The following is a 22,134-nucleotide window of genomic DNA, read 5'->3' on the forward strand; positions in this document are numbered from 1 at the left end:
CTTCCTGGTTTGTTTCGCATGCGAAACAGCCACTGCGTATGGCAGTGCCTCCCCTATCTCCAGGTAAGCGTCACAGGTGGCCCTACCTCCTTGAGAGATCCGGGCGACCGGAAATGAGAGAGGAGAGTATCATGCGCAATAGCAACAAGTATGAGATCGCTGACGTGAAGCGTGCCACAGAGGGACGCTGGGACACGGTGTTCCAGGCGCTCTGCCCGCAACTCGAGGCGGCTCTGGCATGCCCTGGCCATCACGTGGACTGCCCGATCCATGGCGGCAAAGAGGACTTCCGCCTGGATCGTGGTTTCAAGAAGCGTGGCACGGCGATCTGCACCTGTGGCAACTGGGATGGATTCAGCCTGCTCAAAGAGCTGAATGGCTGGACCCTCCCGGAGATCCTGGAGCAGATCATGGGGGCGCTTGGTGAACGTGCCGTTGAGCCGCTGGCGCCGACCAAGGTGGCCCAGCCGGCGCGACCCGACGCGGAGAAGCGGGACATTCGGCCAACGCTTCGCAAGCGGTGGCAGGAGGCTCTGCCGCTGAACCGAGGAGAAGGCCGGTTCATCATGGCGAGCTACCTGCAGTTCCGCGGGTTGCCGGTGAAACCGATGCTGGCGCTGCTGGAAGGTGAGGCCCGGGTACATCCGAACCTCCCCTACCTCGAGCAAGGCAAAGTGGTCGGCCGCTACCCCACTCTGCTCACCCTGGTCAGGGATGCCGAGGGCAAGCCGGTCACGGTGCATCGTACCTATCTGGTGCGGGGCGCTGATGGCATCGTGCAGAAAGCGCCGGTAGCCAAGGCCAAGAAGCTATTTCCTGTGGTGAACGGTGGTGAGGTCAGCGGTGGTGCCATTCGTCTTGGTGCGCCCTCTGGTGGCGTTCTGGGGATTGCGGAAGGCATCGAGACCGCGCTTGCCGTTCGGGCAGCGACTGGCATGGTGGTGTGGCCGGTTCTGTCGGCTTCGCTGATGGGCACGTTCGAGCCACCAGAAGGCCTGCAGGAGGTGGTGATCTGGGCCGATCGTGATTTGCCTGATCGGAAAGGCCGCAAGGCGGGCCAGGATGCTGCGAAAGCGCTCCAGGCTCGGCTATGGGAGAAAGGGGTCAAGGCATCTGTCCGCATCCCCAATGCACCCAGCACAGGCGAAGATAAGAGTGTCGACTGGCTGATGTGTACGTGAGTGGTCAGTTTTCTGGCATGACGAAGGAAACTCAGGCCGCTTAAATTGACAAGCCCTCCTAAACGTATGTTTGGAGGGCTTTTTTTATTCTTCTGTCATGGCGTTACAGGTCGCCTGAGTGCTGTCTGAAGAGAGTCATCGATCTCTGTTCAACTCCTTCTCCATGTGGATGCCCTTGCGGTATCTCTCAGCACGCTGAGTAGGCCTGGTGGAGCAGAACTTTGCAGGGCGTCCATCACCGGGTCGTGATGATGAAGGCTCGCTGCGCTTTCGTCGCGTTTATTCTCGTTGGTTATATGGGTAGCGAGTCCGACCTCGGCTGCCCCGCGCTGTACTTCAAGTTCCCTCGCATAAAACATCAGTCCTCCGCGTGTTATTGCGTTTCATGGTGCTACAAAGGGATACATCGTTATTTTTCTTCCCGCCTGCTTCTAACGTCACCTCGCCCCCTACCTCTCATGAGACCCCTCGTTGGGGGATGAGAGGAGAGCGACATGATTCGTAGTGACTCGATTGCCAATATCGGTAGGGCTCTGGCAGCAGCCCAGGCTGAGCTGGGTGGTGTGGTAGCGTCGGATTCCACGAATCCAATGTACGACAACAGCTACGCCAGCCTGAATGCCATTATCGTCAGCATCCGCGGCGTCTTGAATCGGCATGAAATGGCGCTGGTTCAAGCGGCTGTGCCGGGAACGGTGGATGCTGTGGTGATGGAAACCATGCTGATTCATGGTCCCTCCGGCGAGTTTATTGGCTCTCATTGTGAGATGCCAGTCGACTCCCGGGACAGCCATGGTGTGGCTTCTGCACAGACCTATGCCCGGCGTTATGGCCTGCTGTCCCTCATGGGGTTGGCGCAAGGGCCGGATGATGATGGCAATGCCGCACAGCGGTCCAGGGTGAACACCGCTCAGCTTCTCCCAACAGGAGATCCTGGCCAGTGTGACCCTGAAGCCCGCAGGCCTCAGCGCCTGGCTTCCCCAGAGACGATCCTGGCGGAAATAGAGCATTCGGACCTCGAGCGACTGAACGCAGCGGAACGCTGGGTCAACTCGGCTCACTTGGATGCTCACCTGGAAGCTCGCCTGAAAGGAGCGATCGCGCAGCGTCGTCGCCTGCTGGCGCGCTCCCAGGCACAACACGCATGACCTTCAACGCCCCTTTTCCTTCTGGATCAGGGGCTTTCTTGCTTGCATCCATCATCGGGAGGGGACGTGACAGGCAATGCACATCGGCTCTTTGGCCTGGCTTTCGGGGTGTCGGCAGCCGCCATCGTGACACCGCTGTATGGCGTGCCCGCGGGTGTCGCGGTAACGGCCGCCTCCTACCCGGGCGCGACCGCCCCCGACTGGATGGAGATTCGGCGAGGTGACTTCACGCTGATACCCCACCGGACGATCACACATTGGCCGGCGCCGTGGCTGGTGCTGCTGGCAATCAGCATCGCCTGGCTCCCCTACTCTCCGCTTGGTGCGGCGGTCTTGATGGGGTTCAGCCTCGGCGCCTTATCACACGTGCTGGGAGATGCCGGTACACCCTCGGGGGTGCCTGTTTGGCACCCCGGAAAGCGCCACTCGCTCAAGCTGTGGGATTCACGATCCTCCGAGGTCTGGCCAGTGTTGGTGGCCTGGGTGATCGCGGTATTGCTCTTTCGGAGTCTAGTTCTATGACATATCGCTTTGCGCGAACGCTGCTGGCGCCGTCATTCGTGGCGCTAATGACCGCTGGGTTAGCGCTTAATGCGCATGCCGACCGCTCCTCAGCCATGGCCTGCCTGGACAGAAATAACCCCGGCGAATGTGGTTGGTTCTGGGGGTATCTGGACGAGGAGGATGAGGACAAGCTCGAGGATGAAGAGGAGGCAATTCCTGAGATGCCGGCCATGGAAGAGGAGGAGCCAGAGAGAGATTGCTCCGACCCTGAGCAGTGGATTCCGGCGTGCGGGTTTGTTGATCCCAGCGGGGACTTCGATTTCCAAGCAAAGCAGCGCGATGCCCTGCTCAATGAGTCTGTCATGAACCCGAACAACCCCGAGTCTGTTGAGCGGTTTCAGCGATACATGCGGTGGGCGGTAGATCAGGCAATCACCATGTCGCGCATGTGGGAATGGAATCAGATCCAGAATCAGGATCTCAACCCTTTGGTGCATAGCCCGGTATCGTCCTTCGGCCTACGAGCCGCGTCCCGAGCACGCGATGGGCGCAGGAATGCCGTTATGAGGGAGATCGATGAACAAGGTGGCTTCCTTGTCTGGTTCCCGCGCCAGTTGCCAATTCTGTCATGACATGCAGCCCGTGATGTCCCAGCTGGCCACGCGCACAGGACTGACGATCTACAACGCCCCGCTTGATTACACCTGCATGCCGGCCTTCGAGGACTCCTGTGAGGCCTCAGGCCAGACCATCGAGGCCGCTCGTCACCTGGGTATCGAAGCCGTGCCCGACCTGTGGCTTCACCTGCCCCAGGACGACCTGTGGTTCCGGGTGTCCAGCGGCGTCGAGTCCACCCAGCGCATCACCTCGCGGATAGAGGTTTTTTGGTGCCATCCAGAGGGCCGCTGAACAGGGGCTGAATGCCGCCACAGACGGTTCGACGCCGGCCGTCGACTTCAGTGTGCCCGACATGCTTGAACGCTCTGCTGGCGCTCTCGGCGCCGGCATTCCCCAGGGAGATGACTGATGTTCCGAAAAACGAAATTAGCCACCTTGGTGGGGCTGCCGTGCTCAGCGGTGCGACCATGACGGTCTCCATCGAACAGGCCGAGGCGAATGCCTTGCAGGATGCCTTTGGGCGCCTCTCGAGCGCCGGGGGCGCCTTCAGCAGCACCACAGACGCCACTTCCTTCAGGACGCGGACACGCCATGGGTACACGGCCGGCGGGATGACCATGCGCTTCTCGCAGAATCGCTACTCGCTGGTGAATATCGATCCGCCGCGGCTGGAGGTCGGCTGTAACGGGATAGATTCCCACTTCGGGGGCTTCTCGTACATCGACAGCCAGCAAATCCAGCAGATGCTCGAGCAGATCGCGCAGGGGGTGGTGGCCCTGGCCTTCCAGCTGGCGCTGAAGCAGCTGTGCCCGATCTGTGGTGATGTCCTCGAGTTTGCGCAGCGAATGGCTCAGGCCGCCGCGAAGATGTCCCAGGACAGCTGTGCAGTCGCTAATGCGCTGGTGGATGGCTTCCCCGACTACTCCCAGGAGGTGGGGAACCTCTGGTGTAGCTCCGTGGGTATGTTCGAGGGCATCGAGAGCGACTGGATCGCCGCTCAGCAGGATACCTGTGAGACCCGCCAGAGCGCAGGGTCTGAGATCCGAGGCCACCTCGATAACAACGAGGGGGACCGTGCCCTGGCGATGAGTATTGACGGCAACCGGACCTGGCTGGGCCTGCAAGAAGCGGGCATTGCCCCCGGCCGCGGTGGCAACAACAACATGGGCGCCGAGAACAAAATCTTCGCCGAGCTGCTGATGAGCTGGATCGGCACGGAAGTTCGCAACCGCGGGGGCTCAGGGGATTCCAATACCTATCCGTCCACCATCGAGACTCCCGACGCGATGCTCGACATCTTCCTGTGTGGCAGTCAGCAAGCGCCGGCCAGCCTCCAGTATGCCGACTTCATCAACGATTACTGCGAGGACAAGGTGTGGGATGGGGCCGATAGCGGCGTGATCGAGATTTACACCTGCAACGGCTCAGATATTAAGGATTGCTGGGAGCCACAACGAACCCCAGTGAACAACCTCACCCTTGGACAGGGATTTCTGGCCACCGTGGTTCAGGAACTGGAGGGGGCCGTCGCGAACGTCTCCTCAGGGCAGCGTCTGACGGACTCTCAGCGGGCGATCATTGCCGCGGCGCCCTTCCCGCTTTACCAGGCGGTCAATGTCGCGGCAACGTACCCGGATCTCGCTTATGACCTCGTAGTTGGGAACGCGATGATCCTGGCGTACATGATCTCCGTGGAGTATATCCGGCATGCCGTGCAAGCCACGGCAAGCACGTCGATGAACACAGCAGTGCCCGCGGAGGTTCTGCGTGAGTTCCGTGAAGCCCAGAACGACTTGATCGTTCTCACCTCCGAGAAGGCCCAGCAGATCAACATCATGGCCGAGGTTCAGGAGAACATCATGTCCCAGGTCGATCGCATCAATCGCTCTACCCTCCGCAACCTCCATGCCATGGGGCTTTCCGGCATGCAGTTTGCGCGTGACATGGCACGGGAGGTGAACTGATGGCTCGCTGGATCACACTCTGCCTGGGCGTTGCACTGCTGGCGATGCCGGGCCTGGCCATTGCCGATAATGTCCTGACGCCAGGAGGAGGTGCAGATACCTGGACCTTCTACGGCTATGGGAATGGGTACGCGCTGGCGCAGATTCTCGAGGCAATCAAGCGGATGACCGATCCAGCCTCGAACCCGGGATTCAGGAACCTGACGATGGTGCTGGCCCTGGTGGGTTTTTTGACGCTCAGTTTTACGGGGATAATTTCAGGCGCTTTTCATAAAATAGCGTTCTATTTTGGCGGCATGTTGCTGACCATCTATCTGCTATTCAGCTTGAAAATCAATATCTATGTCGAGGACATGGTATGGGATGGTGCTGGTGTCCCCCAGTTTAGCCAGCAGGTACAGGGTGTGCCGGCCGCCATTGGCTTGCCAGCCGTGGTTATATCTGAGATTGGCATGTGGGCAACCAGAGGGATAGAAACAAACTTCACGACGCCTGATTATCAAAACTTGAGGATTTCTGAAGGCGCCCCAGTCGGGATGGCCGCAAGCATGCTCAATGATATGCGGAATATCCGGTTGAGTGACCCTTACCTCCGGTCGAGTATCCAGAGCTTCATCAACGACTGCGCACTGCCGAATATCTTTAATGGACAGATTTCTCCGGTGACCCTAATCACTTCCACTAATGCGTGGGGGTTCTGGGAAATAACCTGAATGAGGCTGTGTATACGGCCGTCTACTCAACCGCTGAGCCCCGCGGCGAGATGTATGCCTGCGATGAGGCCTATGCCAGTATCGACAGCCGCCTGCAGGCCACTGCACCGGCTTTGGTGAGCGGCATGGGGGAGGTTTCTCCCTTCTGGCTCCAGCAGGCGGCCGGCGATACAACGCTTTCCCAGGCAGCCCTCGAGGACTCGTTCCGCTGGGCGTCTGGTGGCAGTGTCGTCCAGGACGCCACAGGACTCGCTACACAAGCGGCGATAGCTGAAATGTACTCGGGCACGTATGAGTACGCTGCGATGGCCACAGGCTCTAGCGAGCTAATCTCAGCGCTCAATATCGAGCAGGCCAGGCGAGCGCAGCAATCGGGCTGGTATAGCACCGCGATTCTGTTCCGGGATATGTCGGGGTACTTCTTTGCGATCCTGCAGGCGTTCGTCATCGGCCTGGCGCCGATCGTCTTTGCGGCCATCCTGGTGCCTGGCCTTGGTCGGAAAATGGGTGTCTCCTATGCCCAGGTCATGACGTGGCTAATTCTATGGTGGCCCGGCCTGGCCATCGTTAATTACATCATGATGCTCTACTTCCAGGGTCAGACGACTGGCTATATCTCTGATGGGCTCACCATGGCCAACATGGGTGCGGTCACCGAGATGTCAGACAAGATGGTGATGGCCTCGGGCTTCATGGCTACGCTTGTCCCAGCCATCATGTGGGGGCTGGTTTCTGGTAGCGGCATGGCCTTCACGTCTGTCCTGGATAGGGCTTCGGGCGCACAGCATGCAGCAACGGCCGCGAGCAGCATCTCGACGGGGGCAGCGACTGCGGGCCAGGTGAGCATGAACAATGCCAACATGAACGCTCACCAGACCTCGCATCGCTATACCTCCGGCAACGAAGTTTCCGCCCATCATGTGGGTGTGGCCAGCTCCATGGTGACCAACATGAGTGGCCAGGATATGAATGTGGGTCTGCGGCAGGCAGATTTCCGCGAAAGCAGTTCTGCTTCACAGGCGTATAGTGAAGCGACAAGCAGGACGATGGAGGCTAAGGAGGCCTTTACACAACAGTCGCAGAGGATGCTGACTGACTCTCTCAGCTCGGCAACTCAATATGCCCAAGACCAAGGTTTTGTTCGAGATGGCTCAGTGGACTGGTCGCGGATGATGCAAGACCAGAAGGGACAACAATATGCTCAGGAAGTAGGCGCGGTTTGGCAGCAGATGGAATCTGCTGGATTCTCCAGGGAAGAAATTGATGAGGTGACACGCCAAAGCTCCACTAACACAGGTGTAGAAGTCGGGGTGGATGGCCGCAAAGGGTTTAGCCTGCAGTCTGGTGTATCTGTATACGGCAGCGCATCGCACTCACGTGATTTTGGAACACGTGATGCAAGCTCTGAACGAGGCTCTTCTCGAGAGAGTAATGATGTCCAACAGGCAACATCGGGTAGACTCACATTTGGTGAAAATGGGCAAGTTAGTGTGACGGGGGACGGTGAGCGCTATTCTGAGCGATTGACAGATAGTGAGTCTCAGAAGGTACTCCAAGCTCGAGCGGGCGATGATCGAGCTTCATCCCTGTTCGCTGCATCGCGGGATTACCAAGAGGCTAGGCAGATTCAAGAGAGGGCCGCTGAGGAACTTGTGGCGAGTCGTACAGGATCTGTGCCCACTCCGGTTTCACCTCGCCATGTTGATGAGATGCGTTCAACCAATGATGAAATCCGGGGGTTGGTATCTGGACAGCGAGCAGAGGACTTGGCCTACGTGGAGGGTGAGCGGGGCGATATTACTGGCGCTGTGGGAGCCGCGAATGCTGACAATGGTGGGCGCACCGCGAGAGCCGAGAATGACACCGCGCCTGTTCGAGATAACGGTGTGCCCGGCTTGAGCGTTGCCGTTGCTGCAGGACTGTCAGCCAGGCAAGCTGGCGCTCAGGGCGATGTAGAAACGCCGGATCGCTATCACATGGTTGATTCGGGAGAGCAGTTGGCAGTCGTGGACAGACGGCAGATAGAAGCAGCTGACAATCAAAACACGCGAGGGCTATTGCTAGGCGAGGAGACCAACAGCCTCAGGGTCGGGGATGATACGTTCGTTCCTGTTATGTATTCAGAAAACCCTGACGAACCCGGGAGTGGCCACGCTATTTATGCCGTTGAGCGCGAGGGCGGGCATTCTTACTACAGGTATGGCGGCGATGGCAGCTTTGAGCCTGTATCAATGGAGCACGTGCCAACTCAAGCAGCAATCGATTCAAGGCAGGGAAGTAGCCTCGATGCCGAGGTTTCCCCTGCCTCAATGGAGCGGGTACAAATCACTGAGCCGTACCAAGAGGGGGATTCAGCGCCATCGCGAGAACAGCCAACGCCGAACACAGCGGAAGATGAGCCACCAGTATCACGTGGCCCTATGGCCCATGCTCGAGCCATTGAGAGCCAGAGGGGGTCATCGACCAACACATCTAACCCATCAGATGGTGAACAAACTGCGGGGGGTACTGACCCTTCCCAAGGAGAAAATGCAAATGGTGAATCAGACCCACGGAAGACTTGAGAACAAGGCCTTAGTAAAAAGCCGGGGGAATCCCCGGCTTTTTTTAGCGAGACTTTCGGATTAGCTTTCTATATTTAATTACATCGCGCAGCAGGAAGAATGAAAGGAAAGACACCAAGCCCCAAAAAATAAACATGGTGTCTAGCCCAATCTTGTCCCGGTATTGATAGGTTGAAACGACGAAAAGTAGTATGACGGCAGGAAAACCAATCAGGAAGAACCAGAAGTTCGCCTTAGCACGCCACTTGGCCATTTCAACAACATCGGACTTATCAGCCCCTATCAGCTGACCAAGCTCATTTGCAATTAGCGACTCGGGCTGTTTCCGGGAGGCGTGCTGCCTTGCCTCAAGAGCCCTTTCTCGGCGTAGTCGTTTGATATGCTTTGCCATTTCCGTCTCCGGTGGTGGCCTTTTGTGATGTAATTATACTAGACGACACTTTTCAGGTCAAGAAGTCAAGGTCATTCGCGCATGTTTTCTGTCGGGTCGTAATAGGACTTTTTATGGACAAGATGCGATGCCAGGTCAAGGTGCGCTCGAATGATGGTCTTAATAAACCATAGGATATAGCCACCTGAGAACTTGAAAAGCTCGACAAACCCCTTGGATAACATGTCCATCAGCGGCCTAAAGACTTCTCGGACGCCAGGCAACGAGCCAAGGAGAATCATTGAAAAAATAGCGATCGTAAGCCAGAACCATACGGTTATCATGTTTGCGTTCCTTAAACGACCTCGGTAAGAAATTCGTTAAGCCTTTCTTCAAAATGAAGCGGTTGCTTCCCAGCGGGCAGCCTCATGTTGCGTTTGACTGCCTTGAATGGTGGCGTGTTCTTTGGGTACTTGATCATGGGTGTACGGAGATGGTACATCCTAGCCCCCATCATCATCACGCATTGCCCCTTGTCCATGGCACGAAGTTGGTCAGGCGTTACCCTGAACTCCTCCATTTCACGCCAGCTTTCTCCCATTCCGCCCCATCCGACATGCTAGATTGAGGTGTCGTCCGAAGGTATTGTGCGCTCTCCCCTTGGCTCGCGGATACTGAGACAGTCCTCTGGAACCGTTTGGTCTTGCCCAGGATCTCAGCTGCTTCCTCGGGGCTGTCCTTTGACCCGAACTTGAAGAAGATTTTGTTCCAGGTGTTTTGGATCACAATGTCAGCAAAATCAGGCGACACGCGATTGAGCTGGCTGAATGACTGAAATGCCGGGATTAGAGCTATGTTGGCGGAACGGGCTTGCTCGAAAAGCCTGCCCACCCCTTCCATAACGTAGGCGCCCATCTCATCGAGGAGAGCAATGAAGTGGTCTGGCCGCTGATCTTTCGACAAGTCCTGGATGTGTGCTACGGCGGATCGTATGTCAGAAACGATCATCTTGCCGAGGTTGAGTGCGGCAGTATCCTTGCCCATGGTGGGCAAGGACACGTAGAGCATGTGCCCTTTTCTGATAATCTCCGTCAATACAATCTCGGGGGCGTAGACATTAAATACCTTCCCGAACTTACCCTGGGCAAACAGCGCGATCCGGCCAGCCATACCGCCCAGCGTCTGCTTCATCCGGTTGAGATCAATCTTAGTCCCCTCCTTGGTACGGGATCTGAATTGGTCAAGGAAGATAGACAGGGCTCTACGCTCTGGCCCTTGAGGTGTCATTCGCTCGAGGTTTTCCAGGGCTTTGTCCGACTGCATCAGGATCGAGAGATCCCCAAAGTGGTAAAGCTGACCCGATGCCTGCAGAGCGGCAATGATCACGGTAAGAGCATGGTTCGCTGATTGACGGTAGTGATCTGCTCCAGGGTTGTTCTCTGCCGATGGAATCAGGTTCATCAAGCGAGAGGCAACCTCATCGGGGTCGCCATGCAAAATCGGGTTGTAGGTATTGGCATTGTCAGGATCGGACACATCGATGATGTACAGCTCATCCTCTCTGCCGGTCACCTTGGCCATGTAGGCGAGATGATCACGAGTATCACGATCAATTTTGGCATCGATGAACAGCCATCCCTTTCCGCGGGCGGTTTGCTGCCACAGGATGTACTCGCCAATCGTGGTTTTACCGACGCCCGATTGGCCGACAATGGCAGTATGCCGCTTCCCGAGGTCGTCGGGAAGGTTGATCCGCCTGTTCTGGTCTGTTGTAAGGCCAATGTGAAGGCTGCTGCCCTCTGCATCCATGGGCTCGTCTGACGGCAGCACAAAGCCTTCCCGCGAGACTTCATCAACCCGCCTGATCATTGACAGGGCCTGGCTCCAGGTGAGCTGAGCCATCCCCAGCGAGCCAAGCACCCCGGCAGGCCAGGCAGCCAACGCTCCTGCAGCCCATGGCGACGCTGTAGCCACACCGGCTGCGATCGCGGTTAGAGCCAAGGCATCTCTTCTCCCAGCGATCATGGGCAGTTCTCCAGTATCAAGCTCTCAGTGTTGAAGATGCCGGCTGCCCAAGCCGAGGGAGCGACATGGGCTGTACGCTGAGGCAGGGGATGGAACTCACAGCGCACGGTCCACGAGACGCCCGCTGACGTGACTAAGAGCGAGACCCAGTGCCCTGGGTAGGGAGAGACCACCATCAGGCCTGTCTGTCCTGGCTCAAGCTCTACGGGGGTTCACCACCTAACGTGGTTTCCCAATCATTGCTCCAGTCCCGCTGAGCTGTAGTGATAGAGGTTCTACCTGTATCGACAAGCGCACTCGGGCCACCGTAAAGAAAATAATCCTCGTTGACTTCTAAATTGTCGGCAATACTTGGCGTTACCAGAGTAGAAAGCAATATGGCGGCAAGCGTTCTTTTCATATATCACCTGTTATTTCTGTTATAGAAGCCACCTGGGAGAGACCCCCCACCAACTCCGTCGACGTTGGGAAGCATGTATATAGGCAGGTCTCTCCCACCTTGGCGCTGTGCATTAAACCGATCATTCCACATGCTGTAGGTGAATGCCTCGGTATAACGCCTGCCATTAGAAACAACGAAGGTTATTTGTCCGTTGAAGACCCTTGATCGGTTAGGTGTGATGGCTCCGCTATCCGCTCGATGTCCATAGGTGTGGGAAACACTGCTATTTCCAGGGGTCGTGCTTATATTTCCATCCCCCCAGTCGATATGGGCCTCAACAATGGCTTCTGTTACTTGGCCTCCATTCTGATAAGAAACATAGGAAGGCGCTATGATCATCTCGGTTTCAAGGCCGACATAGCCATTGTTGGGCGATAATCTAAAAGCGGGCCTTCCTGAATCCAGAACTAGAGAATTGCTCGAGGCAGCCCCATTCGCCAGTGCTCTTGCCTGATCTTGAATGCGATCAACAGGACTAGCTTCGATAATGCTAGGGGCTGCAGCAGCCCCCGCGGTTACAGTGATAATGAGTGCAGCCATCAATCTAGCCATGTTTTGCTAAACTCCGCTTTGGCTTGCTCGGAAAGTGTTTCGATGTATTTCGAGAAATCCATTTTCCCGAGATCCAGCGCTAGGAACTCGTCCAGCGTGAAGCCAGAGCAATCCGGGTGATACTGACGATCGTATGTCGTTGAAGCACGTGTGACGCAGCTCCCAAGCACACGAAGCATACAGGTATCGTAGGTTTGCTCTGAGTAAGTCGACCATGGCTTAGCTGTCAAGGTGACTTCTATGTTAGCCCGGAAATCGCATTCGCCGCTGGAGCATCCTCCCGTCAGAGAAATCGGCGGGCTAGAATTTATGTAGTGGTCAATGTTATCTATTCCGTTTGAAATATCTATTTCGGTCCAATCGCCTGTTTGACAGCTGAAATTTGAGTTGACGCACATCCTCAAGCGGGGGGTCGGGTTGTCAACATTCTGACCGTGTGTATAGGCCTCAAAGTGGACGTTATTATGGCTCCAAGAAAATTCTCCCCATCCTTCTGTAGGGAAGTTGGTTGGCCAATTCATATCAAGAGGAATGTTCATTTGACCGCCTTGTGAAACAGGCCAAGCATGCACATCGTAAGCACATGTTCCATCCTCATAACACCCACCACCAACAACGGTATAGCGATTCAGGGCGCGAATGTGGTGATCTTCCGCCCTAAGTTGGTGTATCTGCCATCCTGGTGAGTACCCAAATATCGGGTGGCCCGGGGGCTCTTGGCATGATTCTGCAGAGCAAATTGCAGCGTAGATGTCTGTATTTGAAGGGCAGTCCAATCCAGTCACCATTGAATCTGCGTAATAAGCCTCGTCATGGCACTCTTCATTCCATTGCCAAAACCTGACAATGTTGCCATTGGCATTCAGTTGGTTTGTCCAACCACCGCTATTTCTGTAGTAATTGAACTCTATGCTGCGGGTCAGTGCGCCACCTGCGTTTTGGCTCGCTAACTCAGCAAGTTGCTGTCTCCCCTGCTCCTGAATGAGGCGAGCTAGCATCGAGTCAAATTCACACCACCGCTGGTAGCGATCCACTTGAGTCTGCGTATTGGCTATGGACCACGGCCTTGTCCAGTGTGAGCAAATTTGTCGCGCATACGCCATGTCCCCTGCGGCGGGCGCGTTATATACATAATCTGCAAGTGTGCAGAGTGTGTTATTGGTCTGAACAAATCCAGGGGTGACTTGTACCGCACGACCAGCCAGGCGTGCCGCTGCAAGCTCTATGTCTTCCATGTCGCAATAGTCTGCACCGACCCCTGTAGCCATGGAGATCAGGGAGCTGGTCAACACCACATCCTCAGGATTGTCCTGGCAACACTGCATGTTCTGTACCGCATTTATCATATCCGCGCCGGCCGCGCCGGCAAGTACAGCACCTAACGGGCCACCAAAGTATGCGGCGAGAGCTGTACCTACTGTCGCGTTGAACTCGATCATTCGACGGAAGTCACCTGTAATTGCACGGCACTCTTTTTCCACTCCAGGGAAAATGCTGAAACCACCGTCGAAGCTGGCTTCTTGAGCAATCATATCCATGATGCCTGCGGCTGCTACAGCATCAGAGAATGCGCCTTCATCGTCTGGCAGCTCAGGCATTATTTCCCATTGGGAGGGGTCACACTTCCCTGATTCTCGACACAGGTAGGTTTGCTGCTGCTCTACACACAGCCCATCAAGTTCTTCTGTGCAGGTGTATTCGGTTATACTGCAATTTGGATCATTATTGCAGCGCGGTGTCTCTCCGATATAGCATCGCTTACTTATAGATTGCCCGACTACATTACCGCTGCCATCAACTATGTCTTCTCGGCTTATTTCTGGGCCACATCCGTATGAGGTTATGCCATCACAAGAAGCCTCAGTTGTTTGCCACTCCTCGATCCACGCATACGGTAATACTGTGTCATATTCAGTATAAGTGGATGGGTATTGCTCATTTCTTCGATTTACAAGCTCCCACTTACTATCGCGCTCTAACGCACCGAGGTCACATGAATTGCTATACGGTAGTCCATAGCATAAGAATTTTCTGGCATATTCCCAGCAGTCACGATTGACTGTTTCTCCACCAATAACCCGCGGGGCAGTGTCCACACACCAACGGTCGACCTCATAGCACTCGGCAAACTGATTAAGATTTGCCTGGGCTCTGTCATGGCCCGCGCTCAAGATGGCTATTAGCGCAAGTCCTGATATGCTTGGTATGTCTTTATTTATCCTCATTTCTTTAACCCACGTCCGGCATTCTTTCTTCAAAGTCACCGCAGCTATCTATCCAGAAATCTTCATAAACATTTTTATTTCTTAGAGTGAAGCTGTGTACGTTGTATCGAACATCGCCTATAGGTTGGTGGTTTCCATTAACATTCCCCCAGTCAATGCTGCAGTGCCCATTGCTGTTGCAACGTATAATGCTGCCGGGATTTGCATTGTAATTTACGCCTTGGGCAAGGTTTGCGAGTGTGACATTTCTATTCCATACAACGCCTGTAACGCAGCCTTCATAACGTATGTCAGCAGATTGAGCATTGTTGCAGGTCAGGCGAAAGGAGCAGCAACTTGATGCACCTGGAACGCAGGGCGCCGAGAACGGCGTGCATTCAAGCTCAGTTCCAACTACTTGTACTTCACGCTTTCTTTCACAGACAAATTCAGCTGTCTCACGCTGTACATCGCACTCCCGGGAATCAGGCTCACACGTGACTATCTGAGTTGGAATATTTACTATGCAAAGGTCAGTTTCTAAAACATCTGGTTCACACTGTCCGTTTCCATCAATATCAAGGAAATCAATCGAACGTGGATCATCGGGGTTGCAAGATACGGGTATGTCACCTTCGGTAAAAAGCTGATCAAACTGTCCCCCTAAACAGTGTGCTCTGTTGTTCGCAAAGTTTTCCCCTGCTCCAAACACTGGGTCGTTCCGAACATCACGGATCGCATTGATAGGATGTCCATCCGTGGCATCGACACGCTGGCTCGCTTGGTTCCGCATGTCATGGCCACCCCAGGCATCGCCATGCAGCTGGTGCATTGTCATCTCGCACTCATTGCTGTTGCAGTCTGCAGAGACCCGGTAGGTGCCCGTCAGAAGCCCCCCGGTGAATGTCGCCCCCCCCCGGTGGAACCTGCTGAACGGCCGTGTACCGCTCATCCGTGCAACCGATCCCCTGGGTCAGGGCATCGCAAACAGAAACGCTGAGGGTAGACAGGGAGCCGTTCTGGCTTTGTTCGCAGGACTCAATGGAGACGCGAACGCCTCCCGCCGTGATTCTGGCCCCATCACGGCACCTGAACGATCGCTGCTGCTGCTGAGTCACCTGGATGCCGACCTCCCCGCCAAGCTCACCCGAGGTGCGAGCGTCTTGTAGGCCCAGCGCTTGAGTAGCTGTCCTATAGCTGGCACTAGGATCAAAGCCTTGTGCTCCAATACCCCCGGCAATCCTTCCCGCCTGGCCAGGGTCAGCCAAGGTTGTCGTTGGCGCTACCCATGCGACGGCCAACAATGCCGTCGCCATCAAAGCTGATCCTGTTCGCCAGGCCATGTCATTCCTCCCAAAGGTGATCGATTTCCTGTCCAGCGGGGCCAACCGCGGGTCCAAGGGGTGTGTCATAGACCTCTTGAGCGGTCCCTGAGTACCGCTCTCGAAGCCGCTCAGCATTTCGCTCAGCCAGCTCTGAGGCGACCGACTCCCAATGCGCATCGCTGATCGCGGCCTGCTCGGTGCTCGCTTCTGCACCCTCGCTTCGCAGCGCGGCGATATAGGCATCCGCATTAGGAGCCCCCCGTTTCTGGAACTCCTCTAATGCATATAGGGCGGTCACTGACCCTTGCGCTTTCCAGTAGCTGTCTGGGTCTTCCTCTGGGCAGGCCTGATACGAGAAGGTCCGGTTCGCGTAGAGTCCGTCCCGAGCCTCCGGCTGAAGGCAAACTCCGCGGATGTCCTCCCTTGCCAGGACGATGGTGGGCACGGCATCGACGGCGTAGGCGTCGAACAGGCGAGGGTCGATCTGAATTGGCGCAGTCATACCTCCGGGCTGAAGAACCTCGAGCACGCGCTCCATGGCGAAATCGCGAAGATTCTTGCCCGGCTCTACGCCGCGCAGCACCAGCTCACCTCCTGCCCGCGCTGCGTCGAGGGCATAGGCCCGGATCAAACTCTCAGGCATGGAGAACGAGACGAAGAAGTACAGGCGGTCCTGGTCGCCCAGCTCCAGGCTCTCCCGCAATGCCTGCCACTCGGCTGCCATTGCCGGATCGGCGATGCCGCCCGTTGTCCCTGGCTCGCGGACGTTTTGAATCATCTGCTGGGCCGCCTGGGCACCCGGCTCGGCTGTGGTCCCAGCGTTGCCCAGCATGTCGTCAACGGCTCCCTGAAGCCCTGGCCCATGGAGGGCTGAGTCAGTGACTGCAGGTGACTGAAGGCGTTGCTGGCGGCCTGATCGGGTGTCGGCTGAGCCAGTGCATGAGATGCAGTCAGTGCGGCGGTGATGGCGATTACAGTGCGCAGCATTGCTTCCCTACCCAGATCATGTAAGCGGAGTCGGTTCGGACGGCGGTATTGGCTGGCGGCATCATCCCCCAGCGGAACTCAGACATGCCGAGTACGGCGGTCTGGTTACTGGCCACCGGCGCTACAGGGTCGATGCGGTACTGGCTGCGGATCATGTTCGGCATGTAGACCGACTGGCACTCAGCCCACGGGCCGATCGTTGAGAGCAGCCCGGCCATGCGGGTCTTCCGCTGCATGTACTTGCCAAGGACGTGGAGATTGCCGCCCTGGGGGGAGCTGTGAGTCGGGCTGGAGCCGGTCAGAGGGTAAGTCACGCCTTGTGAGCCCTGGCACCAGAACATCATGTCGAGGGGCCTTCCTGCGGCTGAGGCAATGGCATCGGGCATGCAAGAGAGCGCCCCAACGGGATTGGCGAACAGAGCAGATTCAGGGAAGGCGATCGAGGTCCATGTGTCGTCCTGCCACGTGTAATCCACCTCTGTCAGGTCCGCCAGGTTGAACCCTGAGGTGTTCATGCAGCCCAGGCTGCTCATCATGTTGAGCGCACTGAACAGCGGGTAGATGTACCAATGCACCTGCATGCGCGTGACGCTGCCGGTGTCTCGGCCTGACCCGTAGGACTGGTTAGAGGTCTGCTCGTCATACCCCGTCAATACCTGTGTGCCACCGAGCGTCGACATGCACCCTGGGGTGCGGGCCACCTCGGCAAGGTACGTCGGCTCCCAGTACGTCATGCCTATGCCTGGGAAGGGAATGCCGAATGGCCCAGGGCAAAGGCAGATGGGGTCCATGTTCATCAGGGAAGGGTTGGAGCCGCCCCCCATGGAAATTCCAGCGATCGTGACGGGGAACATGTTGTTCCAGTTCACGTCATTGATGGGGTTGAAGACAGTCCCCTGGCATGCGGCTGAGCCAGAGAGGGGGGAGGCCGTGGCGCCATGGCTGGTGGCCAGCCCAAGAGCGATACAGGCGGACATGAGAAACCGCTTCATGGCAGGTACTCCTCCAGGGTTTCAACGGCGTAGGGATAGGCGAAGTGAGTCACCTCAACCGCGTGAGGATTGTCGTCTCTGACCCCGGCGAGCGATGGGGTATGCGTGATCCCCAGCCGCCTGAAATGCCATTCTTCGGCGAAGTAGACGGCGCGGCCGATGTCAGTGGCCAGCTCACCGGGATCTCCGGCAGTGGCGATGATGGTGAGATTGATGGGGTGGCGCTCCTTGAGTGCCATGGCGAGTTGCCGTTGATCGTCCACCCTGAGGTCAACCACCAGTAGCCAGTTATCGGGCCTGACGTGTTCGAGTGGATTGACTCGTGTACCCGCCTCGTAGAGCACCCCCCATTGATAGGAGCCATCGGGTTGACGCAACAGCGCCTCAATGTCCTCTTCGAGGGTGTAGGAGGGGTCCACGTGGCGGGTTTCGGTATGCTCCGCTATGGGCAAATACCAGTCGGGAATGTCGCGGGTATGGTGGCGGGCCTGATCAGCAAGACCGTCATTGATGGATGCCCAGTCGACGCCATGGGCTTCAGCCACCATCGCAAGGCGCATGTCAGGCTCCTCGATCTCCCACGTTGGTCCGAGTATCCCAAGGTCTTGGGTATCTGCCATGGCAGTCATGGGGAGCATGACGGCAAGCGCTATCACGCAAACCGTATTTTTACTATACTGTACTACGTTTTCCATTTCTTGAGCCGTTCCAATCTGCGGTAGACGCTACGCTCCGAGATGTTTGCCGCCGCGGCGATCTCAGCTGCCGACAGCCCTTCGCAATGGAGAGCCAGCAGGTTCTCATGCGTCAGGCCGGAACGGGGGGAGCGCTTGGGTAGGTCGATGAGGTGAGCGGACGCTGTGCTGTCAGCCTCCAGGAAGACTTCAGGTTCTGCGTCGTCCTCTTCATGGAGTTCGTCAATGAGATCCGGGATCTTCTCAGCCAGTAGCTCGTACTGCTCAGCACGAGGTTCACTGTCGGCCTGCCCTGCCTTGTGGACTGTGACAGGGAGGATGGTATGGCGCCGCCATGTGCTGACTGCCAGGAACGCCGCCTCCCCTGCATACTTCATGATGGCATCATGGGCATAGCTGGGATCGTATTCCTTCGCCAGCCATGCCAGATACACCTCCTGCTTCATGTCATCAAGCCACTGGCGAGGGATGTGCAGACGGGAGGCGGTCCACCCGACTAGCCGCTCCATCTCAGACGGTGGCTGCTTTGCCAAGTATTCAAAGAGGTTTGCCATGCGAGACGCACTCCTGAATGACCTGATCAACACGCTTGAGCGACACGGGTGTGAGATCAAAATCAGCCTGCCGGCCACCCGGGGCCGAGGCGCCCGCCGGAAGGCGACGACTGACCTGGGACGCCAAATAGGTGAACTGAGAAATAACCACGGCCTGACGCTGAAGGAGATCACCCAGCTTCTCAGGCCAAAGCTGAAAACCAGTGTTTCCATGGCCACCCTCAACGCTTGGGAGAAGGGCGCTATCCCCCGGATGGTGCCTGAGGAACGGCTCATCCAGGTCCTGGGGGAAATCGCTGATGAATATCAAGCCGTCGAGGGTGGCGCCTGGGTCGCCGCTGAGGAGGTCAAAGCCACAGTGGATCGCTGGATGGAAGTCATGACCCCGCGCCAGATTGCGGTCGCCGCGGATGAGGCAGTGACCACCATCCGAAGCTGGGCAACCGGAAAGCATAGGGTTCTGCGCACCAAATGGAACCGGGTGGTTCCATTGGTGGATCAGATGCGTGAGGTCATGAAGTCCCACCAGGATCACCCTTAGGCTTGGCGGGGCTGTTGCCCTGGGCCACTATGCTGCCCAGGGTTACCATTGCCTGATACTGGCCCTTGAGCCCCCTCCTCAGCACCAGTAGCGGCATTTTGATCCGCGCCCTGTTTCTCCTCCTTCGGCTGTTTCGCCTGTTCTCTCAAAAATTTCTTGAATGAGCGGTCTCTGTCCATGAGGTTGTTCAGCATGAGGTCGACCAGATCGCTGGTCGAAACCTTCTCGTCAAATGTGAATTGGTATAGTTCCCTGTACTGTTCCAAACGGATCAGGGTGGATTCGCGAAGCTGAGCTTGCAGCGATTTCTTGGGGTCGTGTTCGACGCGGCCAATGAGCATTAGTGCCTCCTGGGGTATCATGTGGGCGAGGCAATCTTGCCAGTAATGGATTGATGGCCGATAGCCAAGAAAGCCGAAATCTGTTGTCCGGTATAGTTACATTTGAGAAGCGCCGAACATAAGGCGCATGGGGAGAGAGCATGGAAGGCAGCGATAACGAGAACGACCTGAAGAAGGTTCTGGATGCAGGGCAGCGCAAGAAGGGGTCTGGGCCTAAAGGCGGCCAGCGCGGGACGGTCAAGGGGCCTCGATCGGACTATCTCCAGATCACACCCGACACTCCGGGCTACAAGCTCGTCCAGGTGGTTTTTGAGCATGCCGTCAGCAAGGGCGTCTCGCTGTCGGAACTTGCGGAGCATCTCGGGATAGCGGCCAGTACCCTGAGCCATCTCAAGACAGGGCGGCGCCTCGCTAGCTCTCTCGGCCGTGAGGTCGTTGAAAAACTAGCAGAGTGGTTGAACTATCCTGTGCTGGCTGTGTTGATCCTCGCGGAGCAGGTCCAGCTTGAGGACTTCTACTCCCCACGTAATGACCTAGATCGTGCTATCGAGCGTGCCTTGACCTTCATGGCAGATGACCCCGAATGGGGCGGGATGATGCCCAAGGATCTCGTGGGGGCCTCAACTCACATGAAGCTGTGGGCGGTTTGGATGTATGAGCGTGCCACCAAGACACGGTTGATTCCCGGCGGAATCGACTACCTGGACCTGCTCAAGGCCATGGAAGATTTCAGGGCAGAGCACCCGGCCAGCCATTGATGGGGTTGGGCTTCCCTGTCCAGGTAAGTGCCATGACGCCGTTTCCGGGAGTGGCACTCCCCAGGCTGGGGAGACAGGCGGCAGCCCGCCATACGTGATCCATCACGCAACAGCCCTGATTTGATTATAAATACGGGAACCGTTCGAGTTAGGCGCCGTGTAGTCGCCGCCGAATACCCCCTTATCCTCTCCTCCCTCACCCATTGGGTGATTCATAGCTGCCTTATGTGACCGTTTTTCTTGCGGTTTTCCGTGCCGGATAGATGCTTCCGAGCGTGCCGCTAGAGACGGGTGGTGCATTCATTCTGGTGGACTTGGGTGACCGCACCGTTTCACTTCAAGAAGAACATTTCACGAAAGCACATGGGCCGCTCCGCGGCCTGAAAAGGGACGGGCCACGACATGCCTAGCGATGGCCTAATGGAGGTCCGCCAACTGGCCCGATTTGACTTCGTTGGGTTGGTAAGGGGTGTTGCATCACTCTGTCATCGAGAAACACATGGGCCGCTCCGCGGCCTGAAAAGGGACGAGCCTCGACATGCCTAGCCATTGCCTATGCCGATCTCGCCAACTGGCCCAAATTGACTTCGTTCCATCACGCTGCGCGTGCCTCGAAAGCGCCAGCATGGCTGCGGTGGCATGGACTTCCCCACACCCCGAACGGCACACACTTCCACGGGGCTGCGCGTGCCTCGAAAGCGCCAGCATGGCTGCGGTGGCATGGACTTCCCCACACCCCGAACGGCACACACTTCCACGGGGCTGCGCGTGCCTAGAAAGCGGCCGCAGACGCATGGTGACAAGACAAGACGCTAGCCAGAGGCACGAACGCTTCAGGTACTCATCCCTACGCATACTAGAGCATCCATTCGTACCACTCGCGGGCAACACCCAGAGCCCCACCCGTGGGTGTCTTGATCCCCCCTAACCCAGCTTCCACACCTACCCTTCACATCGCCCTGTCTGCCTATGCCCAGTAGCACTTCCCCGCTCCCCGTACAGGCACAAAAAAAGGCTCGGATGCATGATCCCGAGCCCCCTGAAACCCCTCCCTATGACCACTCCCATGGTCAGTCAGTAACGCACCTTATGGACCGCTTTCATCGTGGTGGTAGCCCAACTCTGGGCGGTAGTGGCGAGCTGTGCCGATGGCCTTGTTGATGCGCTTCAGGTGTTCGATGAAACGGGCTCTGCGCTCGATCAATACCAACGCTTCTGCGATCAGATCGCGAGCTTCCTGAGGGACGGTTTTGGCTCTTGCAGCGACCCCCGGGCGCTGAACCCGGGCCGCGTGCCATGTCGACGCCGAGGTACGGCTATGCTGTTGTCGGTTGACCCACTTCTGCCATACCGGATGCGGACATCCCAGACATCCATACCCACACCGATTCAGGTCTAGTAGCACCGCCCCGTGAGCGCGTGGCTGTGCTTCCCGGATACGCTCGCCCAAGTCGATCAACTGCTGGTTGTACTCCTTCATGATGGCTTGTATGTCATCGGTCAGCGCCCCCACCATGGCATCGGCTTCTACGGCCAGTTCAGCGCGGTCTACCTTGCGCCGGGAACGGCTCTTGCTGACGTACTCTGCTGTGCTTGTCTCGTGGTCCATGGCCTGCTTCATCCTCATACCCGCGTCACGTTCTCGTGGCCCTCCAA

The 22,134-nt window shown here is 57.0% G+C and carries 25 protein-coding genes; 10 read left to right on the forward strand and 15 right to left on the reverse strand.

Annotated elements, in window-relative coordinates:
• Positions 1–44: 44 nt before the first annotated feature.
• The 8 genes from FDY98_RS25005 to FDY98_RS25040 all read left to right on the forward strand — a co-directional run bounded on the left by FDY98_RS25005 (position 45) and on the right by FDY98_RS25040 (position 8,692).
• Positions 45–1,181: a DUF7146 domain-containing protein gene (locus tag FDY98_RS25005; protein WP_196518348.1), complete on the forward strand. Its 1,137-nt coding sequence runs from the start codon at positions 45–47 to the stop codon at positions 1,179–1,181.
• Between the two features lie 494 nt (positions 1,182–1,675).
• Complete coding sequence (locus FDY98_RS25010) at positions 1,676–2,329, forward strand: ERF family protein (protein WP_155706339.1); 654 nt, start codon at positions 1,676–1,678, stop codon at positions 2,327–2,329.
• Positions 2,330–2,395: 66 nt separating this feature from the next.
• On the forward strand, positions 2,396–2,851 hold the full coding sequence (locus FDY98_RS25015) for a metal-dependent hydrolase (RefSeq protein WP_196518350.1): 456 nt from the start codon (positions 2,396–2,398) through the stop codon (positions 2,849–2,851).
• The gene (traF, locus tag FDY98_RS25020; protein ID WP_155706341.1) at positions 2,848–3,465 is read left to right on the forward strand and encodes a conjugal transfer protein TraF; all 618 of its coding nucleotides are present in this window, start codon (positions 2,848–2,850) and stop codon (positions 3,463–3,465) included. The genes FDY98_RS25015 and traF (FDY98_RS25020) overlap by 4 nt, the downstream gene beginning before the upstream one ends.
• Before the next feature lie 13 nt (positions 3,466–3,478).
• Positions 3,479–3,742 carry a conjugal transfer protein TraF gene (traF, locus tag FDY98_RS25025; protein WP_196518352.1) on the forward strand — a complete coding sequence of 88 codons (264 nt, stop codon included), beginning with the start codon at positions 3,479–3,481 and terminating at the stop codon, positions 3,740–3,742.
• A 110-nt stretch (positions 3,743–3,852) separates the two neighbouring features.
• Positions 3,853–5,415, forward strand: coding sequence for a conjugal transfer protein TraH (locus FDY98_RS25030; RefSeq protein ID WP_196518354.1), 1,563 nt, complete (start codon positions 3,853–3,855; stop codon positions 5,413–5,415).
• The gene (locus tag FDY98_RS25035) at positions 5,415–6,128 is read left to right on the forward strand and encodes a conjugal transfer protein TraG N-terminal domain-containing protein (RefSeq protein ID WP_155706344.1); all 714 of its coding nucleotides are present in this window, start codon (positions 5,415–5,417) and stop codon (positions 6,126–6,128) included. The genes FDY98_RS25030 and FDY98_RS25035 overlap by 1 nt, the downstream gene beginning before the upstream one ends.
• Positions 6,129–6,136: 8 nt before the next feature.
• Complete coding sequence (locus tag FDY98_RS25040; RefSeq protein WP_155706345.1) at positions 6,137–8,692, forward strand: conjugal transfer protein TraG N-terminal domain-containing protein; 2,556 nt, start codon at positions 6,137–6,139, stop codon at positions 8,690–8,692.
• Between the two features lie 43 nt (positions 8,693–8,735).
• On the opposite strand, the gene FDY98_RS25045 is transcribed toward FDY98_RS25040, so the two are convergent.
• From FDY98_RS25045 to FDY98_RS25100, 13 genes are all read right to left on the reverse strand, one after another.
• The gene (locus FDY98_RS25045; protein ID WP_155706346.1) at positions 8,736–9,083 is read right to left on the reverse strand and encodes a hypothetical protein; all 348 of its coding nucleotides are present in this window, start codon (positions 9,081–9,083) and stop codon (positions 8,736–8,738) included.
• Positions 9,084–9,154: 71 nt separating this feature from the next.
• Positions 9,155–9,406, reverse strand: coding sequence for a hypothetical protein (locus FDY98_RS25050; RefSeq protein WP_155706347.1), 252 nt, complete (start codon positions 9,404–9,406; stop codon positions 9,155–9,157).
• Between the two features lie 217 nt (positions 9,407–9,623).
• Positions 9,624–11,063 (reverse strand): type IV secretory system conjugative DNA transfer family protein, encoded by a 1,440-nt coding sequence (locus tag FDY98_RS25055; RefSeq protein WP_340147132.1) that lies wholly within the window; start codon positions 11,061–11,063, stop codon positions 9,624–9,626.
• 226 nt (positions 11,064–11,289) lie between these two features.
• On the reverse strand, positions 11,290–11,487 hold the full coding sequence (locus FDY98_RS25060; RefSeq protein WP_155706348.1) for a hypothetical protein: 198 nt from the start codon (positions 11,485–11,487) through the stop codon (positions 11,290–11,292).
• Between the two features lie 3 nt (positions 11,488–11,490).
• Positions 11,491–12,081, reverse strand: a complete 591-nt coding sequence (locus tag FDY98_RS25065) for a hypothetical protein (RefSeq protein ID WP_155706349.1) — start codon at positions 12,079–12,081, stop codon at positions 11,491–11,493.
• Positions 12,069–13,679, reverse strand: a complete 1,611-nt coding sequence (locus FDY98_RS25070) for a hypothetical protein (protein WP_340147133.1) — start codon at positions 13,677–13,679, stop codon at positions 12,069–12,071. The genes FDY98_RS25065 and FDY98_RS25070 overlap by 13 nt, the downstream gene beginning before the upstream one ends.
• Before the next feature lie 631 nt (positions 13,680–14,310).
• Positions 14,311–15,123, reverse strand: a complete 813-nt coding sequence (locus FDY98_RS25075; RefSeq protein WP_155706351.1) for a hypothetical protein — start codon at positions 15,121–15,123, stop codon at positions 14,311–14,313.
• 7 nt (positions 15,124–15,130) lie between these two features.
• Positions 15,131–15,628, reverse strand: a complete 498-nt coding sequence (locus tag FDY98_RS25080) for a hypothetical protein (protein ID WP_155706352.1) — start codon at positions 15,626–15,628, stop codon at positions 15,131–15,133.
• 1 nt (position 15,629) lies between these two features.
• Positions 15,630–16,388 carry a TrbC family F-type conjugative pilus assembly protein gene (locus FDY98_RS25085; protein ID WP_196518356.1) on the reverse strand — a complete coding sequence of 253 codons (759 nt, stop codon included), beginning with the start codon at positions 16,386–16,388 and terminating at the stop codon, positions 15,630–15,632.
• Positions 16,385–16,597: a hypothetical protein gene (locus FDY98_RS26370; protein ID WP_196518357.1), complete on the reverse strand. Its 213-nt coding sequence runs from the start codon at positions 16,595–16,597 to the stop codon at positions 16,385–16,387. The genes FDY98_RS25085 and FDY98_RS26370 overlap by 4 nt, the downstream gene beginning before the upstream one ends.
• Positions 16,582–17,589, reverse strand: coding sequence for a TraU family protein (locus FDY98_RS25090; RefSeq protein ID WP_155706354.1), 1,008 nt, complete (start codon positions 17,587–17,589; stop codon positions 16,582–16,584). The genes FDY98_RS26370 and FDY98_RS25090 overlap by 16 nt, the downstream gene beginning before the upstream one ends.
• Entirely contained in the window at positions 17,586–18,284 is a 699-nt protein-coding gene (locus FDY98_RS25095) for a hypothetical protein (RefSeq protein ID WP_155706355.1), read from the reverse strand. Before FDY98_RS25095 ends, FDY98_RS25090 begins: the two co-directional genes overlap by 4 nt.
• Complete coding sequence (locus FDY98_RS25100; protein WP_155706356.1) at positions 18,272–18,838, reverse strand: hypothetical protein; 567 nt, start codon at positions 18,836–18,838, stop codon at positions 18,272–18,274. Before FDY98_RS25100 ends, FDY98_RS25095 begins: the two co-directional genes overlap by 13 nt.
• Between FDY98_RS25100 and FDY98_RS25105 the strand changes: the two genes are divergently transcribed.
• Positions 18,837–19,379, forward strand: a complete 543-nt coding sequence (locus tag FDY98_RS25105; RefSeq protein WP_155706357.1) for a helix-turn-helix domain-containing protein — start codon at positions 18,837–18,839, stop codon at positions 19,377–19,379. The two genes, FDY98_RS25100 and FDY98_RS25105, sit on opposite strands and share 2 nt — an antisense overlap.
• On the opposite strand, the gene FDY98_RS25110 is transcribed toward FDY98_RS25105, so the two are convergent.
• The gene (locus tag FDY98_RS25110) at positions 19,376–19,720 is read right to left on the reverse strand and encodes a DUF2274 domain-containing protein (RefSeq protein ID WP_196518359.1); all 345 of its coding nucleotides are present in this window, start codon (positions 19,718–19,720) and stop codon (positions 19,376–19,378) included. The genes FDY98_RS25105 and FDY98_RS25110 overlap by 4 nt on opposite strands.
• A 140-nt stretch (positions 19,721–19,860) precedes the next feature.
• On the opposite strand from FDY98_RS25110, the gene FDY98_RS25115 reads away from it, so the two are divergent.
• Positions 19,861–20,478: a helix-turn-helix domain-containing protein gene (locus FDY98_RS25115; RefSeq protein WP_155706359.1), complete on the forward strand. Its 618-nt coding sequence runs from the start codon at positions 19,861–19,863 to the stop codon at positions 20,476–20,478.
• Between the two features lie 1,087 nt (positions 20,479–21,565).
• Here FDY98_RS25115 and FDY98_RS25120 read toward each other — a convergent pair.
• Positions 21,566–22,087, reverse strand: a complete 522-nt coding sequence (locus FDY98_RS25120) for a hypothetical protein (RefSeq protein ID WP_155706360.1) — start codon at positions 22,085–22,087, stop codon at positions 21,566–21,568.
• Positions 22,088–22,134 lie beyond the last annotated feature (47 nt).

The sequence above is a fragment of the Halomonas sp. PA16-9 genome (assembly GCF_009728585.1).
GTDB classification, from domain to species: domain Bacteria; phylum Pseudomonadota; class Gammaproteobacteria; order Pseudomonadales; family Halomonadaceae; genus Vreelandella; species Vreelandella titanicae.

Excerpts from the sequence above, each read along its gene's own strand:
- FDY98_RS25010 (WP_155706339.1), top strand. The coding sequence starts at position 1,676 with ATGATTCGTAGTGACTCGATTGCCAATATCGGTAGGGCTCTGGCAGCA.
- traF (WP_155706341.1), top strand. The coding sequence starts at position 2,848 with ATGACATATCGCTTTGCGCGAACGCTGCTGGCGCCGTCATTCGTGGCG.
- traF (WP_196518352.1), top strand. The coding sequence starts at position 3,479 with ATGTCCCAGCTGGCCACGCGCACAGGACTGACGATCTACAACGCCCCG.
- FDY98_RS25030 (WP_196518354.1), top strand. The coding sequence starts at position 3,853 with ATGACTGATGTTCCGAAAAACGAAATTAGCCACCTTGGTGGGGCTGCC.
- FDY98_RS25035 (WP_155706344.1), top strand. The coding sequence starts at position 5,415 with ATGGCTCGCTGGATCACACTCTGCCTGGGCGTTGCACTGCTGGCGATG.
- FDY98_RS25045 (WP_155706346.1), bottom strand. The coding sequence starts at position 9,083 with ATGGCAAAGCATATCAAACGACTACGCCGAGAAAGGGCTCTTGAGGCA.
- FDY98_RS25050 (WP_155706347.1), bottom strand. The coding sequence starts at position 9,406 with ATGATAACCGTATGGTTCTGGCTTACGATCGCTATTTTTTCAATGATT.
- FDY98_RS25060 (WP_155706348.1), bottom strand. The coding sequence starts at position 11,487 with ATGAAAAGAACGCTTGCCGCCATATTGCTTTCTACTCTGGTAACGCCA.
- FDY98_RS25065 (WP_155706349.1), bottom strand. The coding sequence starts at position 12,081 with ATGGCTAGATTGATGGCTGCACTCATTATCACTGTAACCGCGGGGGCT.
- FDY98_RS25070 (WP_340147133.1), bottom strand. The coding sequence starts at position 13,679 with ATGCCTGAGCTGCCAGACGATGAAGGCGCATTCTCTGATGCTGTAGCA.
- FDY98_RS25075 (WP_155706351.1), bottom strand. The coding sequence starts at position 15,123 with ATGACAATGCACCAGCTGCATGGCGATGCCTGGGGTGGCCATGACATG.
- FDY98_RS25080 (WP_155706352.1), bottom strand. The coding sequence starts at position 15,628 with ATGGCCTGGCGAACAGGATCAGCTTTGATGGCGACGGCATTGTTGGCC.
- FDY98_RS25085 (WP_196518356.1), bottom strand. The coding sequence starts at position 16,388 with ATGATTCAAAACGTCCGCGAGCCAGGGACAACGGGCGGCATCGCCGAT.
- FDY98_RS26370 (WP_196518357.1), bottom strand. The coding sequence starts at position 16,597 with ATGCTGCGCACTGTAATCGCCATCACCGCCGCACTGACTGCATCTCAT.
- FDY98_RS25090 (WP_155706354.1), bottom strand. The coding sequence starts at position 17,589 with ATGAAGCGGTTTCTCATGTCCGCCTGTATCGCTCTTGGGCTGGCCACC.
- FDY98_RS25095 (WP_155706355.1), bottom strand. The coding sequence starts at position 18,284 with ATGGAAAACGTAGTACAGTATAGTAAAAATACGGTTTGCGTGATAGCG.
- FDY98_RS25105 (WP_155706357.1), top strand. The coding sequence starts at position 18,837 with ATGCGAGACGCACTCCTGAATGACCTGATCAACACGCTTGAGCGACAC.
- FDY98_RS25100 (WP_155706356.1), bottom strand. The coding sequence starts at position 18,838 with ATGGCAAACCTCTTTGAATACTTGGCAAAGCAGCCACCGTCTGAGATG.
- FDY98_RS25110 (WP_196518359.1), bottom strand. The coding sequence starts at position 19,720 with ATGCTCATTGGCCGCGTCGAACACGACCCCAAGAAATCGCTGCAAGCT.
- FDY98_RS25115 (WP_155706359.1), top strand. The coding sequence starts at position 19,861 with ATGGAAGGCAGCGATAACGAGAACGACCTGAAGAAGGTTCTGGATGCA.
- FDY98_RS25120 (WP_155706360.1), bottom strand. The coding sequence starts at position 22,087 with ATGGACCACGAGACAAGCACAGCAGAGTACGTCAGCAAGAGCCGTTCC.